The following is a 16,340-nucleotide window of genomic DNA, read 5'->3' on the forward strand; positions in this document are numbered from 1 at the left end:
GCCATGACATTCGCCCGCCGCCCCTTTCTTCTCGCCGGTTGCGCGCTCGCCATGTTCGCGTCCGCAGGCGCTTCGCACGCCCAGGCCGGCAACAAGAATCCGCTCGAAGGGCGCTTCCAGAAAATCGAGGGCTTCGCCTTCGACAAGCTGCCCCTGAACGACGCGATCAAGACCGTCCATGGCAACGGCAAGTACAGGCTGGCGGTTTTCTCCGACCCGAACTGCGGCCACTGCAAGCGCATCGACAAGGACCTGAAGGCGATCGGCAACGTCACGGTCTATGTGTTTCTCTACCCGGTGCTGGGTGCGGACTCGCTCGCCAAGGCGCGTGCCATCTGGTGCAGCGGCAACCGGCAGAAGGCCTGGTCCGACTGGATCGACACCGGCACAGCGCCCGCTGACGCGGCAACGACCTGCAGCACGGACGGATTGCAGCGCGGCATCGACCTGGGCCGCCAGTACAAGGTCGAAGGCACGCCGACGCTGGTCTTCAGCGACGGCACACGCGTGCCCGGCGCGATCCCGCCGCCATGGATATCGACGCTGCTCGAGGCCTCCGTGAAATGACGGCCCGCTGCCGCTGCCCTCACACCGCAAGCGACGCGGCCGCACGGCCACGGGGGAGACGATGACCATTGCCCAACGCATGAACATCGAAGGCTTCCTCGACGCGTCCACGAGCACGATGAGCTATCTGCTCATCGACAGCCCGACGGGCCACTGCGCCATCATCGACAGCGTGCTCGAGTTCGACATGCGGTCGGGGCGCACCCACACCGCAGGCGCGGACCGCCTGATTGCGCGCGTGCGCGAACTGCGCCTGACGGTGGACTGGCTCCTCGAGAGCCACGTGCACGCCGACCACCTCTCCGCGGCGCCCTACCTCCAGCAGCACCTCGGGGGCAAGGTGGCCATCGGCGCCGGCATCCGCAAGGTGCAGGGCGTGTTCGGCGCGCTCTTCAACGCAGGCGCCGAATTTGCGCCCGACGGCAGCCAGTTCGACAAGCTGCTCGCCGATGGCGAAGCATTCAGCATCGGCGGCCTGTCGGCGCGGGCCATTCACACGCCGGGCCACACGCCGGCCTGCATGACCTACCTCGTCACCGATGGCACCGAAGCAGCCGCCTTCGTGGGCGACACGCTGTTCATGCCCGACTACGGAACCGCGCGATGCGACTTTCCGGGCGGCGATGCGCGCACGCTGTTCCGCTCGATCGCGAAGCTCCTGGCCCTGCCGCCGAACACCCGCCTCTACATGTGCCACGACTACCAGCCGGGTGGCCGCGAGTTCCAGTACATCAGCACCGTCGCCGAGCAGCGCGCAACGAACATCCACGTGCGGGACGGCATCGGCGAAGACGAGTTCGTCGCGATGCGCACGGCGCGCGATGCCACCCTGCCGATGCCCGCGCTGATGCTGCCCTCGGTGCAGGTCAACATGCGCGCCGGCCACCTGCCCGAGCCCGAAGACAACGGCATCCGCTATCTGAAGATTCCGCTGAACGCGATCTGAGCGCCTGCGCCAGGGACGCAGGCGAGACAGAGGGAGAATCGACGCCCTGAAGCGGCGAACCGGATCGGTGCCGCTTCAGGGCGCGCAAGCGCGCAGAAACCAATCAGAAAACCAACAGGGCATCTCGCCCTGAGAGCCGGACAGCGCCCGGCGGGCCCAAAACCCGCAGCGCCTCATCCGGCCAGTGCATAGGGAACATCCAATGGCTCGAACCATCCGCATCCCGGCAGAAGTCACGCTACCGGAACTCACGTTCCGTGGCGTGCTGCTGGGCGCCTTGATCACCGTCATCTTCACGGCCTCCAACGTCTTCCTCGGGCTGAAAGTAGGACTGACGTTCTCATCGGCCATTCCGGCGGCGGTGATCTCCATGTCCGTGCTGCGCCTCTTCAAGAGCGCCAACATCCTCGAAAACAACATGGTGCAGACGCAGGCCTCTGCGGCGGGCACGCTGTCTTCGATCATCTTCGTGCTGCCCGCCCTGGTCGTGATGGGGCATTGGCAGGGCTTTCCGTTCTGGCAGACCTTCGGCATATGCGCCGCCGGCGGCATGCTCGGCGTGCTGTTCACGATCCCGTTGCGCAACGTGATGGTGGTGCAGAGCGACCTGCCCTACCCCGAAGGCGTGGCCGCGGCCGAGATCCTTCGGGTGGGCAGCGCCGAGCGCACCCAGGACGCGGGCGACAAGGCCACGTCGGCACCGGCCGCGGCCAGCGGCATGGGCGACATCGTGAGCGGCGGCCTCATCGCGGCCGTGGTGAGCTTCTCTGCCAGCGGCCTGCGCGTGCTCGGCGAGGGCGTCAGCGGCTGGTTCAGCGTGGGCAGCGCGGTGTTCCGCCTGCCGATGGGCTTCTCGCTGGCGCTCCTGGGCGCGGGCTACCTGATCGGCATCGTGGCCGGGCTGGCCATGCTGACGGGGCTGGTCATTTCATGGGGCATCGCCGTGCCCATCCTCACATCGATGGGCCAGATGCCCGCCGGCCAATCGCTGGCGCAGTACGCCTCGGGCCTGTGGTCTTCGCAGGTGCGCTTCATTGGCGCGGGCGTGATCGCGGTGGGCGCGATCTGGACCCTGGCCACGCTGCTCGGGCCCCTGGCCAGCGGCCTCAAGGCTTCTTTTTCCGCGCTGACCCAATCGGGCGCAGCCCGCAACGGCAACATTCCACGCACGGAACGCGACCTGTCGGCGGCGTGGATCTCGATCGTGACGCTGGTGCTCGTGGCGATCCTGGTGTTCACGTTCCAGACCTTCCTGTCCGGCGCCGCATTGTCCGCACCCGCCATCTGGAAGCTGGTGGCCTATGCGGTGCTGTTCGCCTTCATCTTCGGCTTTCTGGTGGCTGCGGCTTGCGGCTACATGGCGGGCCTGGTGGGCTCTTCGACCAGCCCGATCTCGGGCGTGGGCATCGTGGCCATCGTGCTGGTCTCGCTGCTGATGCTGGTGCTGGGCGAGGAACTGCTGGAAGCGCAGAACGGCGTGCAGATGACGATCGCGCTGGCGATCTTCACCACTTCGGCGGTGGTGGCCGTGGCCTCGATCTCGAACGACAACCTGCAGGACCTGAAGACCGGCTGGCTGGTCGGTGCAACGCCCTGGCGCCAGCAGGTGGCGCTGCTCATCGGCTGCGTGGTGGGCGCCGCCGTGATCTCGCCGGTGCTGGAGCTGCTGTACAACGCCTACGGCTTCGGCGACGCGATGCCCCGCGCGGGCATGGACCCAGCCCAGACCCTGTCGGCGCCCCAGGCCACGCTGATGCTGGCCATCTCCCGCGGCATCTTCACCCATCAGTTGAACTGGACCATGATCCTGATCGGCATGGCGACGGGCATCGGCCTGATCGTGGTCGATGCCATCATGAAGCGCACCTGCCGCGTGGCCCGCATCCCGGTGCTGGCCGTGGGCATCGGCATCTACCTGCCGCCGACCGTGGCCGCGCCCATCGTGGTGGGCGCGCTGCTGGCCTGGGTGCTCGAGCGCGCGCTGCGCCGCCGCGCCGCGGCCGTCGGCCAGCCCTACGAAGCGTTCTCGGACGTGCCCAACCGCCGCGGCGTGCTGATCGCATCGGGCTTGATCGTGGGCGAAAGCCTCGTGGGCGTCCTGATGGCGGCGATCATCGGCGCCGCCGGTTCCGACGCCCCGCTGGCGCTCGTGAGCGAAGGCTTCACGCGCACGGCATCGTTCCTGGGCCTTGCGGTCTTCGTGATGGTGGCGGTGTTCTTCTGGCGCCGCGTGATGCGCCTGGCCGATCCTCTTTCAGAGTCCAACCAGGCAAGTCGGTAAGGAGCGTTGCTGTTGCGGGCAACGCGGCCAACGCCCTGTCCGTCATGACGCCTAGCGCTTGCGCACCGGCCCCGGCAGGAAGGCGTTGGTGCGTGCGATGTATTCACGGTAGGCGGGTCGGCGCTCGCCGATGTCGCCTTCGAGCATCGCGACGCCCGAGACCTTCAGCAGCAGCCATGTCATGAGCAGCGGCGACACCACGCTCCACGCACCGCCCCGGCCCGCACCGCTCATGGCGACAAGCCACAGCCCCCACCAGACACAGGCTTCGCCGAAGTAGTTGGGGTGCCGCGTGTAGCGCCAGAGGCCACGGTCCATCACCTGCCCCTTGTTCGCGGGGTCGGCCCTGAAGCGGGCCATCTGCGCATCGCCGATCGCCTCGAAGAAGATGCCGAACAGCGCCAGCACCGCGCCGAGCGCATCGAGTGCGCCCAACGGCCGCGCCGCCGCCATCCCCGCAAGGAACGGCGCAGAGACGACCCACGCCAGCACCGCCTGCAATGCGAACACGAGGTACAGGCTCCTGAAGCCGAAGTTCGGCTGGTTGCGCGCGCGGATCGCCTGGTAGCGGCGGTCTTCGCCGTGCCCCCAGTTGCGCCAGGTGATGTACAGGCACAGCCGTACCGCCCACGCGGTGCCGAGCACAGCCATCCACAGGCCGCGCACCGTCTGCACCGGCAACAGCACGAAATAGACGAGGCCGGCACCCACAATGCAGACGGGCCACATGCGATCGATCAGGCTGGCGTCGTGGCGCACGAGGCTGGCGATCCAGGTCAGGAACGCCAGCGATGCGGTCAATGCCAGGCCTGCCAATGCCACATCCATCAAGCCACTCATGCGCGACGCTCGAAAAGGTAATGGCTGACCCACCAGCGTTGCCCGCCATCGAAACCGAACAGCTCCGCCACCGACATGAAGAACAGGCGCCAACGCGTCCACCACACCTGGGCCTCGGCACCGTAGGTGGCCTGGAACAGCGGGCGCAACGCGGCGCGGCGTTCGTCCATGTTGCGCAGCCAGGCCTCGGCCGTGCGCTGGTAGTGGCGGCCTTCCCAACGCCAGCGACGCAGCAGGCGCAGGTCGTCCTGGCAGTACAGCGCGAGATCGTCGCTGGGCATCATCCCGCCCGAGAAGAAATACTTGCTCATCCAGTCGCTCGCATCGCGCACCTCGAAGGGGTACGGCGCCTCGCGATGCGCGAACACGTGCATGAAGAAGCGCCCGCCGGGCTCGAGCCAGCGCGCCACGTTCGCAAAGGCCTGCGGCCAGTTGCGCAGGTGCTCGAACATTTCGACGGACACGACGCGGTCGAAGCGTCCGTCGGTGTCGAACACGTTGATGTCGCGGGTCAGCACCCGCACATTGCCCAGCCCGCGCTGTGCCGCCTGTGCCTCGATGTACGCGCGCTGCGAATTCGAGTTGGACAGCGCGGTGATGCGGCTGCCCGGGTACTTCTCGGCCATCCAGAGCGTCAGCGAGCCCCAGCCGCAACCCAGCTCCAGCACGTCCTGCCCGTTGGACAGGCCGGCGCGCTCGCAGGTGGCGGCCAGCGCGGCGGCCTCGGCCTCTTCGAGCGTCCGCGTGCCTTCGGGCCAGTAGCAACTGCTGTACTTGCGGTGGTTGCCCAGCACCTCGCCGAAGAAGTCGGCAGGAACCTCGTAGTGCTGCTCGTTGGCCTTCTCCGGCAGCGGCGCCACGTGGGCCGCGCCCATGCTGGCGACGAAGTCCTGCGTCAGCTCGGCCACTGCCAGGGCGTTACCGGCGTGCAATTCGGCGAGCCGCTCCTTGAGCAACCGGCGGATGCCCTGGCGGACCACGGCGTCCGGCACCAGCCCTTTCTCGACCCAGCGAATGGCGAATGCGATGTCCTGCGGCATGACTGTTCCTCGGGCAAGGGCACGCCGGAGTGCGTGCCGTAGGCACTTGTACGCAGCGGGACGGGCTTTGGATGCGCCCGCCTGTCGATTTCCATGCCGGCCAGCCCGCTCGGACGGTGCGCCCGGCAGCCTGTGGGCAGCAGCGCCCCGCCGGCGCACGGCCGCAGCTTACTTGCGCGCAACCACTTCAGGCATGGCCGACGAGTGATGGTGCGCGATCAGCCATTGGCCGTTCACCCACTCGTAGATGTACGTGTAGCGGGCATGCACGCTCTTGCCATCCTTGAATTTGAAGGTGTACGTACCGACGTCCTGTGCCACGTTGCAACCGATCTTGATGATGCGCTGGTCGATCGTGCCCTGCGGCGCGCCCTTCAGGAACTTGACGAAGTAGTCGTGGATTTCCGTCGGGTTCGTGCGCGGCTTGTTCGACACGGTCGGCAGCAGCACGCCGTCCACCGCGTAGTTGGCAACGACCTTGTCGGGGTCCAGCGTGCGCAGCGAATCGTTCCAGCGGTCGAACAGCGCCGCGATCTGCGGTTCGGTGGCGGGTGCGCAGATCCCTGCGGCCGGTGCCTGGGCGAAGGCGGACGTGGAGATGGCGAGGGCCGCCGCCGTCGTGGCGGACAGGGAAAGCGTACGGAGCACGTTCATGGAGTTTTCCTTTTGCAATGAGAGGTCGATCACCGGCTTTTTTCCGGTGCTGCGCCCGTTGAAGAGGCAGGACTTCATTGTTCGATTGCGCCATGAACACCACCGGTTGCCCGCCATGAAGCGGGCATGACGCGGGCATGAACAACAGATGAACCGCGGCGCCTCAGGCGGGCGCCGCGTCCAGCCGATAGCCCAGGCCGCGCACCGTCTTGAGCAATGGCACCGGATGGCCGTCGTCGATCTTGGCGCGCAGCCGGCGCACGTAGACATCGACGATGTTCGTCAGCGGGTCTTCGTTGGTGCCCCAGACGTTCGACAGGATGCGCTCGCGGCTGTAGACGCGGCCCGGTGCGGCCATCAACAGTTCAAGGAACGCCAGCTCCTTGGCCGTGAGCGGCACGGGCTTGCCGGCGCGCGTGACCTCCATCCGCTCCCGGTCGAGAACGAGGTCCGCCACCTGCAGCGAGGCGGCCCTGGGCCGCTGCTCCCGGCCACGGCGAAGCAAGGCCTCGATGCGCGCCAGCAATTCCTCGAATGCGAAAGGCTTGGTGAGGTAGTCGTCGGCGCCCAGGCGCAGGCCGCTGACCTTGTCCTCGGTGTTGCTCAGCGCGGTGAGCATCAGCACAGGCACCTGCCGGCCCTCGGCGCGCAGTGTCTGGCAAAGCTCCAGGCCGCTGAGGCCGGGGAGCATCAGGTCGAGCAGCAGCAATGACAGATCACTGTCGCGGGCAAGGGCCAGGCCCTCGGGCCCGGTGCGCGCAAGTTGGACGCGGTAGCCCTCGGCGCTCAGGCCGCGCAGCAGAAAGTCGGCGACACGGGCATCGTCTTCCACCACCAGGATGTTCATGTTTTCAATTCAGGATGCGAGGGTTGGACCATGGCTGCAAGGCAGTTCGATGCGAACCGTGGTGCCTTGCAACGGGATGCTGTCGATGTCGATGCGGCCGTTGTGGGCCCGCACGATGGCCTGCGCGATCGACAGCCCGATGCCTGTGCCGTCGGCCCGATGCACACGTGCGCGGCGGCCGCGAACGAAGCGCTCGAACACCTTCGGCAGCTCATCCGCATCGATACCGATGCCCTCGTCGGCCACGATCACCTGCACGCGATGGTCTTGCAGATGCCAACTCATCCGCACCGTCGTGTCGTTGCGCGAATAGCGCACCGCGTTGTCGAGCACGATCACCAAGGCTTGCCGCAAACGATCGGCATCGGCTTCGAGCATGACCGTGGGCAAGCCGACGCCCGGGCTTTCGAGCCGGACACGAACGTTCTGCCGCGCCCCCAGCGTATCGGCCATTTCGGCGGCTTCGCCCAGCAGCTCCGACAGATCGACCGCGCCGAACCGCATCGCAAGTTGATCGGCCTCGGCCTTGGCGACCAGAAGAAGGTCGTCGATCACGCCGGCGAGTTGCTTCACGCCGCCCACGATGCGCGTCAGCGTCTCCCGGTATTCGGCCGGCGGCCTGTCGGCACCGCGCAGGGCGATCTCTGCCTCTCCGCGAATCGCGGTGGCGGGCGTGCGGAGTTCGTGGCTGAGATCGGCGAGAAGCTGTCGGCGGCGCAGGTCGACCTGCTGCAGCGTCTCGTGCGCGGCACTCAGTTCGCTGGTGCGCTCCAGGACGGCATCTTCGAGCCGCCGGCGCGCGGCATCGGCGTCGAGCCGGTGCCGCTGCAGTTCGGCGGCCATGGCATTGAAGTGCTCGGCAACGCGGTCGAACTCGTCGCGCGAACCCAGCGCGATCCGGTGGCCAAGTGCGCCGGCACGCAGCGCCTGCGTGCCTTCGAGCAGGCGGTCCAATGGCCGCTGCAGCCGCCGGTTCAGGTACAGCGCCAGCACGACGGCAGCAGCCAGCGTCAGCACGGCCAGGCCGATGGTCTGCAGGCGCAACTGGTCCAGGCCGCGTTCGGTCGCGGCACGGGCCACCGGCATCGCATTGCGCTGCCGTTCGATGGCGCCGTTGATCAGCTCACGCAGATCGCGGCCGCGCGCCTTGTCGAACACCCCGTTCAGCTCCTGCCAGACGCTGGCGAATTCGGCGCCGCGCTCCAGCGGGACCAGCTTCAGCAAGCGCGCGCGAACCGCAGCGATGTTGTCGTTGAGCAGGTCGCTGACGGCCACGAGCTGATCGACCTCTGGCGGTATCGGAACGCCTTCGCGGTGGGCAATGCTTTCCCACAAGGAACGATCGCGGCGCGCGAGCTGCCTGAGCGTCTCCGTGCTCGCCTGCATGCGCGCCAGTTGGCTGTCGCGCACATCGGACGAGGCGTTGGCGTCCATCAGCTGCTGCGATGCCCAGACACGCAGCCTTTGCTTGCTGGCGGAAAGCTCCAGCAGCTCCGCCAGGATGTCGCTGGCCAGCCGGCTGTGCTGGGCGTAGTCGTTGACCCGGTTCGACCCCCAATAGACAAAGCCGGCCTGCATGCAAACGAGTGCGACAAGGACGGCGAATGCGAGTGACAGGCGCAGGCGGAACATGAGAAGGCACTGTAGCGGGGCAACGCGGGCCGACGCATGAACAACAGATTAAAAGCGGACCAAGGATCAGGCCCCGCCCCAGCCCGGCATCAGACCGGCGCGTAAGTGCCCGTGCCTCCCGGCCAACGCGTCAGCACCTCGTACCCCTCGGGCGTGACGGCCACCATGTGCTCCCACTGGGCAGACAGCGACCTGTCCTTCGTCACGACCGTCCACCCGTCGGCCAACTGTCTCGTTTCGCGTGAACCTGCATTGAGCATCGGCTCGATGGTGAAGACCATTCCCGCCTCCAGCGTGAGCCCTTCCCCGCGCCGCCCGTAGTGCAGGACATTCGGCTCATCGTGGTAGATCTGGCCGATGCCATGGCCGCAGTATTCGCGCACCACGCTGAAACGCTCGCGCTGCGCCACCGACTGGATCGCATGGCCGATATCGCCCAGGGTCGCTCCAGGCTTGACCTGGTGGATGCCGGCCAGCAGCGCCTCGTACGTCGTCTCCACCAGCCGCCGGGCCAGCACACTGGGGGCGCCGACGAAGTACATGCGACTGGTGTCGCCGAACCAGCCGTCCTTGATGACGGCGACATCGATGTTGACGATGTCGCCCTTCTTCAGGATCTTGTCGGGCGAAGGAATGCCGTGGCACACCACCTGGTTGACCGACGTGAGGATGGTCTTCGGATACCCCTGGTACCCCACGTTCGCAGGAATGGCGCCCTGCACATTCACGATGTGGTCGTGGCAGATGCGGTCGAGCATCTCCGTGCTCGCCCCCGGCACGACGTAGGGCGCGACCATGTCGAGAACCTCCGCGGCAAGCCCGCCGGCACGCCGCGCCATCTCGATGTCTTCCGCGGACTTGATGGAGACGCTGCGAGCCATCAGCTTTTTCCGGCTGAAGATGCGCGGGCCCTGCCGGAAGGTTGGGCCGTGGCGGCCGCCGCGATGTCCAGCCCTCCCGACAGTTCAGCCTGTATCAGCAGCTGGCAGATTTCCCGGTGATCCAGCTCTGGATGCATTTCGGTCAGCATGCCGACCCGCATCCAGTGCTCTGCCTGTGCATTGATCGACCTGCTGAGCGCATTCCCCGCCACGCGCAGGTTCTCGTGCATCAGGTCTGAAATTTTGACGATACCCATCGGGGCGACTCCACATGAAACATATACGAATTATATGTATATCGTATGGCGTTGCAATGTGGGGTGGATGGGCTCACAAAGCACTGAAGATCGCCTTGCAGACAGTGCGCCTCTCACTCAACCGGCTGCAGCAGGCCCTTTCTCAGGCATCAACGCCTCCAACACGAAACGTGTCGGACCACTGGCGCCCCGGTCGCTGACCGCAAGACCCAGCTGTCGCCACAGCGCAGGACTGAGCGGGCGGACGGCGATGCGCGGATCGCGCGCGGGCTCGTGCGACTCCTCCGGCAGCAAGGCCGCTCCGTAGCCGGCGGCAACCAGCGTCCTGATCGCGTCGTTGTAGTTCAGCTCCATGCGCGGCCGGCAATGGACGCCCGCCGCCGAGAACCATTCCGCGGTCAACCGGTAAAGGCGAGTCGAAGCGTCGTTCATGATCAGCGGCTGCTGGGCCAGCCATTGCGGCGTCAATCGCTTGGGCGTCTTCCAGGCGGCCGGCAGGAAGGCGACGACGGCCTCGCGCCGCAAGGGCGTGACATGCACGCCGCGCACGGGTGCTTGCGGCAGCGCCACGATCGCCAGGTCCAGGCTGCCTGCGGCGAGCCGGGCCATGCTGTCGTTGGAGGTCAGCACCTGCGCGTTCACGTCGATGCCCGGGTGGTTTCGCGCCAGGCGTTCGAGCGCGGGCGGCAGCAGGTGCGCGATGACGCCCGTCGAGGCACCCACGCGCACGCGGCCCGTTTGGCCGGCGAGTTGGCGTCGAACGTCTTCCACCGCGTCGTCCGCATCTGCCAGCAGCCTGCGGGCACGCGCGATGAAGCGCTCTCCCAAGGCCGTCGCTTGCGCAGGCCCTCGCCCACGCACGAGCAACTGGCCACCCAAGCGCGACTCCAGTTCCGCGATCTGGACGGTGACGGTGGGTGCCGCCAGGTGAAGGGCGCGCGCGGCATTGGCCAGGGAGCCGAGGTCGGCGATGGCGACGAGGGTGCGCAGATGGTCAAGGCTCAGTTCTCGCATGCGGCTAATTTAACTTTTCTTAATCCGATGTTCCATATATTTAGCTGGAGCTATCGAGGCCACATCCCTACGATCGCGCCCCATGGACCTCAACATCTTCATCGACGGCGACCAAGGCACCACGGGCCTTGATCTGCAGAACCGGCTCCGGGGCGGCGAATTTCGCATCCGCACATTGCCCGCCAACCTGCGCAAGGACGCGGCGGCACGCCGGGCCGCGCTCAACGAAAGCGACATCGCCATCCTCTGCCTGCCCGATGCCGCGGCGCGCGATGCAGTGGCGATGATCGAGAACCCTTCGGTGCGCGTCATCGATGCCAGCTCGGCGCACCGCACCAGCCCCGGTTGGGTCTACGGCCTGCCGGAGCTCGATGCACGGCAAGGCGAACGCATCGCCTCGGCATCGCGTGTCACGAATCCGGGCTGCTATCCCACGGCAGCGGTCGCCCTGCTGCGGCCGCTGACGGATGCGGGCCTGCTGCCCGCCGACTATCCGCTGGCCATCCACGCCGTCTCGGGCTATTCGGGTCAGGGCCGAGCGGGGGCGGAAGCGCACGAGGCCGGGGCGGGTGCGCATTCGTTGACGGTCTATGGCCTTGCGCTCGAGCACAAGCACGTGCCGGAGATCGAGGCCTACGCCGGCTTGGCGCAACGCCCCATCTTCGTGCCGGCCTACGGCAGCTACCGGCAAGGCATCGTGCTCACCATCGGGCTGCACACGCGGCTGCTTCCCGCCGATGTTTCCGGTGCGCGCATCCACGAATGCCTTGTGGAGCGATACCGCGATGCGGCGCATGTGCGTGTGACGCCGATGTCTTCCACCGCACCGATGACCGAACTGGACCCGCAAGCCCACAACGGCTCCAACGACATGAGCCTGACCGTTGCATCCAATGACCGCACGGGCCAGATCGTCTTGAGCGCGGTTCTCGACAATCTGGGCAAGGGCGCCGCAGGTGCGGCCGTGCAGAACCTGCGCCTGATGGTGGCCGCCTCGGTCCGGTAGGCGACTCCCGCGGCTCAGCCGATCCGGGAAAATTTGAAAGGTTTCGATCGGCGCCGCCCGGTGCGGCCCACCCCATTCGACGAGGAGCCCCCGTGCCTGCTTACATCATTGCCCAGCTCGCATTCACGGATGTCGATGCCTACAGGCGATACCAGCGTGCATTCCCCGCAGTGTTCAGCCGCTTCGGCGCCAAGTTGCTCGTGGCAGACGAGTCGCCTGAAGTTCTCGAAGGAGAGTGGTCTCGCAACAAGGTCGTAGTCATGGAATTCGAGAACAAGGAAGCTGCGCAGGCATTCCAGACGAGCCCCGATTACAACGCCATCGCCGAAGACAGAAAGGCCGGGGCCGACGCCGTGGTGCTGCTGGTCGATGGCCTCCGTCCACGGCATTGACGGTTCGCGGGCTTTGCCCGCATCGCGACGGCGTTGCGATGCCCTGCTGACTGGCGTCGTCAAGGCCTGAATTCGCAACGACCTCACGCCATGGGTCGATTGCATCGGCGGGGCTCGGCGCGCCGGCTTTACAGCACACAAGACAGCAACTAAGCTCCCGCGCACAACCAGAACGATGCTGCGGCTCGCAGCGATTTTTTCGCGGACACCTCGGTGAGGCCTGCGAAATACCGCTGAGAGACGCGGCTTCCGGGATTGCGCAGCGAACCTGCGGAGCCTGGGCCTGTGGGGACCGAATTCGCCGTCATCAACGGCCTCATCCACCCAAGACTGACACCAGATGGCCGCGCCTTGGCCTTTGCACAAGGTCGCGGGTGGACAAGGGGCAAGTGGCGTGGCGCCGCTTGGCCACATGACGCACGAGGTTCCTTCCATGATGAAAGCGCCCAGCGCCGCGCCGCAGCTGACGACTCTTGTCTTTCTTTCGGCACTGGCCGTGTTGCCGGTGAACATGTTCGCTCCGTCGCTGCCTCATATCGCAGCGACCTTTAGCGCCGACTTCGCGCTCGTCAATCTCTCCATCGCAGGCTTTGCGATCTTCGCGGCCCTTACCCAGCTTGTGGCAGGGCCGCTGTCGGACCGGTTCGGCCGCCGCCCTGTCGTGCTGTGCGCCGTCGCGGTCTTTACCGTTGCGTCCATCGGCTGCGCGCTCGCACCCAGCATCGGCGTGTTTCTCGTCTGCCGCTTCATGCAGGCGGTGATTGCCACGGGCTATTCGGTTTCGCTCGCGATCATCAGGGAGACATCCACCGAGCGCGAGGCCGCGAGCAAGATCGGGCTCGTCGCTTCCGCGTGGGCCGTTGCGCCGATGGTGGGCCCGGCGTTCGGCGGCCTGCTTGACCAAGCCTTCGGATGGCGTGCGAATTTCGTCGCTTTCGCGGTCATGGGCGCTGGCGTGCTGGCCCTGGTCGCCGTCGATTTGAAGCCACGCGCGAGGACCACCGCGCGGCCATTGGCGAGCTACCTGCGCGGCTATGCCGACCTGCTGCGCTCGACGAGGTTCGCGGGCTACGTGCTCTGCATGGCGTTTTCGAGTGGCACGCTGTATGTCTTTCTGGGCGGCGCGGCATCGGCGAGCGCACACCTTCTCGACGGATCGAGCGCCAGGCTCGGGCTTCTCATGGGCCTCGTGCCGGCGGGCTTCATGATCGGCAGCCGCCTGGCCGGCCGGTATGCCTCGCGGTATCCGTTGAGCACCACAGTGCTTGTCGGCAGGCTGCTGGCATGCGCCGGCTTGCTGGTCGGCCTGCTGCTGTCGGCATTCGATGTCGGTGGCGTGCTGGCATTCTTCGGCCCGTGCATGTTCATCGGCCTCGGCAACGGCCTGACCATGCCCGGCGCGAATGCAGGCGCGATGTCGGTGCGGCCGGACCTGGCCGGCACGGCTGCGGGGTTGGCTGCATCGCTCACTGTGGGCGGTGGTGCGCTGATCGCTTCGATCTCCGGGCTCTTCCTGACCGAAGCCAGCGGCTCGCATGCGCTCTTTGTCGCCATGTTCGCATCGGCATCGACGGCATTGCTTTGGGCGCTTCTCGTGGCGTGGCGCGATCGGTCTTCTGCCTGAGGCCGTGCGTTCCGGCGCAGCCCCAACTACAGTGCGGTTGCTCTGGCTCCAACGAAGCCCTTGCGCATGATGTCTGGCGATGCCAAGGGCAAAATTTCCAGCGACCGCACTTGGAAAGGACCACGCGACATGACAGTCAAGCGAATGGACAACGTCCTGATCGTTGTCGACGATCTCGACGCGGTGAAGGCGTTCTTTGTCGAGCTGGGCCTCACGCTCGAGGGTCAGACCACGGTTGAAGGGCCCGCAATCGGGAGCCTCATCGGGCTTGGAGACGTCCGCGCCACGCTCGCGATGCTGCGTACTCCCGATGGGCAAGGCATTGAACTGGACAAGTTCCACACGCCGGACGCCGTCCGGTTCGGGCCCGTGAACACGCCGGTGAATGCGCTGGGTCTTCGCCGCGTCATGTTTGCGGTCGATGGCATCGATGCCGTCGTTGCGCGAATGCAGGCCCATGGCGCGGAACTCATCGGGCAGATGCAATACGGAGAGTCGTACCGGCTCGCCTACATCCGTGGGCCCGAAGGCCTCATCGTCGGGCTTGCCGAGCAGCTTGGCCAAGAGCAGCAACCCAAGCATTCGCAGGATTGAGCCGGCTAAAAAAAGCCCCCGTCGCCTGACAAGCAGACGACAGGGGCCAATGGCGCATCAGCCTTTCAGCCGAGCACCTCGGTCACGATGCCGGCGCCGACGGTCTTGCCGCCTTCGCGCATGGCGAAGCGCATGCCGTTCTCGATGGCCACGGGCTTGTTCAGCTCGAAGCTGATCTGCGCCCGTGCGCCCGGCTCGATCACGCCGGTCTCGGTGTCGACGCGGATGACACCCGTCACGTCGGTCGTGCCGAAGAAGAACTGCGGCTGGTAGCCGGAGCCGAACGGCGTGTGGCGACCGCCTTCGTCCTTGCTGAGAACGAAGATCTGCGCACGCCCCGTCCGGTACGGCTTCAGCGCACCGGGCTTCACCACGACCTGGCCTCGCACGACATCGTCGCGCTTGACCCCGCGCAGCAGCAGCCCGACGTTCATGCCGGCACGCGCCTCGGCGACGTCCTTGTGGAAGGACTGCACGCCGGTGACGACCACCTTCTCGTCGCCGGCCGCGCTGAGCCCGACGATCTCCAGGTTGTCGCCAACGCGGATCACGCCGCGCTCGACACGGCCGCTGATCACGGTGCCTCGGCCCGTGATGGTGTGCACGCCTTCGACGGGCATCATGAACGGCGCGTCGTAGTCGCGCACCGGATCAGGAATGCGCGAGTCCAACGCGTTCACGAGCTCGACGATGCATTGCACGTCGGCACCTTCGAGGTCGCCGCGCTCGGCGGCGGCCAGTGCCTTCAGCGCGCTGCCGAAGACGAAGCAGGCGTCGTCGTAGCCGTGCGCAGCCAGCAGCGCGCCGATCTCCATCTCGATCAGCTGCTCGATCTCCGCACGGTCGCTGTCGGCGACGAGGTCCATCTTGTTCACGAACACCACCATGTGGCCGACGTTCACCTGGCGCGCCAGCAGCACATGCTCGATGGTCTGCCGTGCCGCGCCTTCGGTGCCGTCCACCAGCAGGATCGCGCCATCCATCTGCGAGGCGCCGGTGATCATGTTCTTGATGTAGTCGGCATGCCCGGGGCAGTCGATGTGTGCGTAGTGACGGCAGTCCGACTCGTACTCGACGTGCGAGGTATTGATCGTGATGCCGCGCTCGCGCTCTTCCTTCGCGTTGTCGATCTGTCCATAGGACAGCGCGTTGCCGCCAAAGCGTGCGGCCTGCACGAAGGTCAGGGCAGCCGTCAGCGTCGTCTTGCCATGGTCGACGTGACCGATGGTTCCGACATTCACATGAACCTTGTTGTTCATCATTTCTTTCTCCGGTTTGAGAGTAAAAACCGATCCGATTCGCTGGCCAGGAGAAACGGTCGGCGGGTTGTCGGTGCGCGCGCACCAAACTCGCGATGCCCGCCATGCGGGCGAAAAAAAAGCCTGCCGAGGTGGACCACCCGACAGGCTTTTTTTCTTGCCTGAAGGATGGACCTCCAGGCGCACGAGGGCCTGGAGGCTCTACACGAACCACTCCACGGAGTCGACGCGCAGCACTGCGCCGGCAGCGCGTGCTGCGGAAAAAAGAAGAAGGTCTCGTTCGGGGCTCATGTCCAAATCTCCAACGGGGCAGGCGAAAAACAAAAAACCCGGTGGCTTGAGGCCTACCGGGTTTTTGTGAAACGAGGAGGCCAAGCCTCCGGATGCAAAGGCTCTATGAAAGCAATTCGGCAAAAAACGCGCGCAGCGAAATCGCCGCGGCTGTGCGGGTCATCGATGCGTCTTGCGTGGTCAGGAACTGCTTCATGGGTCTCTCGCGCGGTCAG

16 protein-coding genes are annotated in these 16,340 nt (G+C 66.3%); 7 read left to right on the forward strand and 9 right to left on the reverse strand.

From position 1 onward, the window contains the following. The first annotated feature begins 3 nt into the window (after positions 1–3). The 3 genes from ACGLHS_RS25345 (at position 4) to ACGLHS_RS25355 (ending at position 3,794) form a co-directional block, all read left to right on the forward strand. Positions 4–567, forward strand: coding sequence for a DsbC family protein (locus tag ACGLHS_RS25345; protein ID WP_394484254.1), 564 nt, complete (start codon positions 4–6; stop codon positions 565–567). Between the two features lie 61 nt (positions 568–628). After that, entirely contained in the window at positions 629–1,513 is an 885-nt protein-coding gene (locus ACGLHS_RS25350) for an MBL fold metallo-hydrolase (protein ID WP_394484256.1), read from the forward strand. A gap of 202 nt (positions 1,514–1,715) precedes the next feature. Continuing rightward, positions 1,716–3,794 (forward strand): OPT family oligopeptide transporter, encoded by a 2,079-nt coding sequence (locus tag ACGLHS_RS25355; RefSeq protein WP_394484258.1) that lies wholly within the window; start codon positions 1,716–1,718, stop codon positions 3,792–3,794. A 51-nt stretch (positions 3,795–3,845) separates the two neighbouring features. Here the strand turns inward: ACGLHS_RS25355 and ACGLHS_RS25360 are convergent, their stop codons facing one another. The 8 genes from ACGLHS_RS25360 to ACGLHS_RS25395 form a co-directional block, all read right to left on the reverse strand. Beyond that, complete coding sequence (locus tag ACGLHS_RS25360; RefSeq protein WP_394484260.1) at positions 3,846–4,634, reverse strand: DUF1295 domain-containing protein; 789 nt, start codon at positions 4,632–4,634, stop codon at positions 3,846–3,848. Then, the gene (locus ACGLHS_RS25365; protein WP_394484262.1) at positions 4,631–5,674 is read right to left on the reverse strand and encodes an SAM-dependent methyltransferase; all 1,044 of its coding nucleotides are present in this window, start codon (positions 5,672–5,674) and stop codon (positions 4,631–4,633) included. The genes ACGLHS_RS25360 and ACGLHS_RS25365 overlap by 4 nt, the downstream gene beginning before the upstream one ends. A gap of 168 nt (positions 5,675–5,842) precedes the next feature. Next, the gene (locus tag ACGLHS_RS25370) at positions 5,843–6,328 is read right to left on the reverse strand and encodes an SgcJ/EcaC family oxidoreductase (protein ID WP_394484264.1); all 486 of its coding nucleotides are present in this window, start codon (positions 6,326–6,328) and stop codon (positions 5,843–5,845) included. Between the two features lie 163 nt (positions 6,329–6,491). Next, on the reverse strand, positions 6,492–7,175 hold the full coding sequence (locus tag ACGLHS_RS25375; RefSeq protein WP_093238700.1) for a response regulator transcription factor: 684 nt from the start codon (positions 7,173–7,175) through the stop codon (positions 6,492–6,494). Positions 7,176–7,184: 9 nt separating this feature from the next. Beyond that, entirely contained in the window at positions 7,185–8,807 is a 1,623-nt protein-coding gene (locus tag ACGLHS_RS25380) for an ATP-binding protein (protein WP_394484266.1), read from the reverse strand. A gap of 89 nt (positions 8,808–8,896) precedes the next feature. Beyond that, a complete protein-coding gene (gene map / locus ACGLHS_RS25385; protein ID WP_394484268.1) occupies positions 8,897–9,688 on the reverse strand; it encodes a type I methionyl aminopeptidase in 792 nt (263 codons plus the stop codon). Next, a complete protein-coding gene (locus ACGLHS_RS25390; RefSeq protein WP_093238695.1) occupies positions 9,688–9,945 on the reverse strand; it encodes a ParD-like family protein in 258 nt (85 codons plus the stop codon). Before ACGLHS_RS25390 ends, map begins: the two co-directional genes overlap by 1 nt. 117 nt (positions 9,946–10,062) lie before the next feature. Beyond that, positions 10,063–10,959 (reverse strand): LysR family transcriptional regulator, encoded by an 897-nt coding sequence (locus ACGLHS_RS25395; RefSeq protein ID WP_394484270.1) that lies wholly within the window; start codon positions 10,957–10,959, stop codon positions 10,063–10,065. An 82-nt stretch (positions 10,960–11,041) separates the two neighbouring features. Here ACGLHS_RS25395 and argC point away from each other — a divergent pair, with 82 nt between their 5' ends. The 4 genes from argC (at position 11,042) to ACGLHS_RS25415 (ending at position 14,575) form a co-directional block, all read left to right on the forward strand. After that, entirely contained in the window at positions 11,042–11,965 is a 924-nt protein-coding gene (gene argC, locus ACGLHS_RS25400; protein ID WP_394484272.1) for an N-acetyl-gamma-glutamyl-phosphate reductase, read from the forward strand. Positions 11,966–12,057: 92 nt separating this feature from the next. Continuing rightward, complete coding sequence (locus tag ACGLHS_RS25405) at positions 12,058–12,357, forward strand: DUF1330 domain-containing protein (protein WP_093238691.1); 300 nt, start codon at positions 12,058–12,060, stop codon at positions 12,355–12,357. Positions 12,358–12,697: 340 nt separating this feature from the next. Further along, positions 12,698–13,981: an MFS transporter gene (locus ACGLHS_RS25410; RefSeq protein WP_394484274.1), complete on the forward strand. Its 1,284-nt coding sequence runs from the start codon at positions 12,698–12,700 to the stop codon at positions 13,979–13,981. A gap of 129 nt (positions 13,982–14,110) precedes the next feature. After that, positions 14,111–14,575 (forward strand): VOC family protein, encoded by a 465-nt coding sequence (locus ACGLHS_RS25415; RefSeq protein WP_394484276.1) that lies wholly within the window; start codon positions 14,111–14,113, stop codon positions 14,573–14,575. Between the two features lie 65 nt (positions 14,576–14,640). Here ACGLHS_RS25415 and tuf read toward each other — a convergent pair whose 3' ends face one another. Beyond that, entirely contained in the window at positions 14,641–15,837 is a 1,197-nt protein-coding gene (tuf, locus tag ACGLHS_RS25420; RefSeq protein WP_394484278.1) for an elongation factor Tu, read from the reverse strand. Between the last annotated feature and the right edge of the window lie 503 nt (positions 15,838–16,340).

The sequence above is a fragment of the Variovorax sp. VaC1 genome (genome assembly GCF_043658315.1).
Lineage (GTDB): Bacteria > Pseudomonadota > Gammaproteobacteria > Burkholderiales > Burkholderiaceae_C > Variovorax.

Excerpts from the sequence above, each read along its gene's own strand:
- ACGLHS_RS25345 (WP_394484254.1), top strand. The coding sequence starts at position 4 with ATGACATTCGCCCGCCGCCCCTTTCTTCTCGCCGGTTGCGCGCTCGCC.
- ACGLHS_RS25350 (WP_394484256.1), top strand. The coding sequence starts at position 629 with ATGACCATTGCCCAACGCATGAACATCGAAGGCTTCCTCGACGCGTCC.
- ACGLHS_RS25355 (WP_394484258.1), top strand. The coding sequence starts at position 1,716 with ATGGCTCGAACCATCCGCATCCCGGCAGAAGTCACGCTACCGGAACTC.
- ACGLHS_RS25360 (WP_394484260.1), bottom strand. The coding sequence starts at position 4,634 with ATGAGTGGCTTGATGGATGTGGCATTGGCAGGCCTGGCATTGACCGCA.
- ACGLHS_RS25365 (WP_394484262.1), bottom strand. The coding sequence starts at position 5,674 with ATGCCGCAGGACATCGCATTCGCCATTCGCTGGGTCGAGAAAGGGCTG.
- ACGLHS_RS25370 (WP_394484264.1), bottom strand. The coding sequence starts at position 6,328 with ATGAACGTGCTCCGTACGCTTTCCCTGTCCGCCACGACGGCGGCGGCC.
- ACGLHS_RS25375 (WP_093238700.1), bottom strand. The coding sequence starts at position 7,175 with ATGAACATCCTGGTGGTGGAAGACGATGCCCGTGTCGCCGACTTTCTG.
- ACGLHS_RS25380 (WP_394484266.1), bottom strand. The coding sequence starts at position 8,807 with ATGTTCCGCCTGCGCCTGTCACTCGCATTCGCCGTCCTTGTCGCACTC.
- map (WP_394484268.1), bottom strand. The coding sequence starts at position 9,688 with ATGGCTCGCAGCGTCTCCATCAAGTCCGCGGAAGACATCGAGATGGCG.
- ACGLHS_RS25390 (WP_093238695.1), bottom strand. The coding sequence starts at position 9,945 with ATGGGTATCGTCAAAATTTCAGACCTGATGCACGAGAACCTGCGCGTG.
- ACGLHS_RS25395 (WP_394484270.1), bottom strand. The coding sequence starts at position 10,959 with ATGCGAGAACTGAGCCTTGACCATCTGCGCACCCTCGTCGCCATCGCC.
- argC (WP_394484272.1), top strand. The coding sequence starts at position 11,042 with ATGGACCTCAACATCTTCATCGACGGCGACCAAGGCACCACGGGCCTT.
- ACGLHS_RS25410 (WP_394484274.1), top strand. The coding sequence starts at position 12,698 with ATGGCCGCGCCTTGGCCTTTGCACAAGGTCGCGGGTGGACAAGGGGCA.
- ACGLHS_RS25415 (WP_394484276.1), top strand. The coding sequence starts at position 14,111 with ATGACAGTCAAGCGAATGGACAACGTCCTGATCGTTGTCGACGATCTC.
- tuf (WP_394484278.1), bottom strand. The coding sequence starts at position 15,837 with ATGATGAACAACAAGGTTCATGTGAATGTCGGAACCATCGGTCACGTC.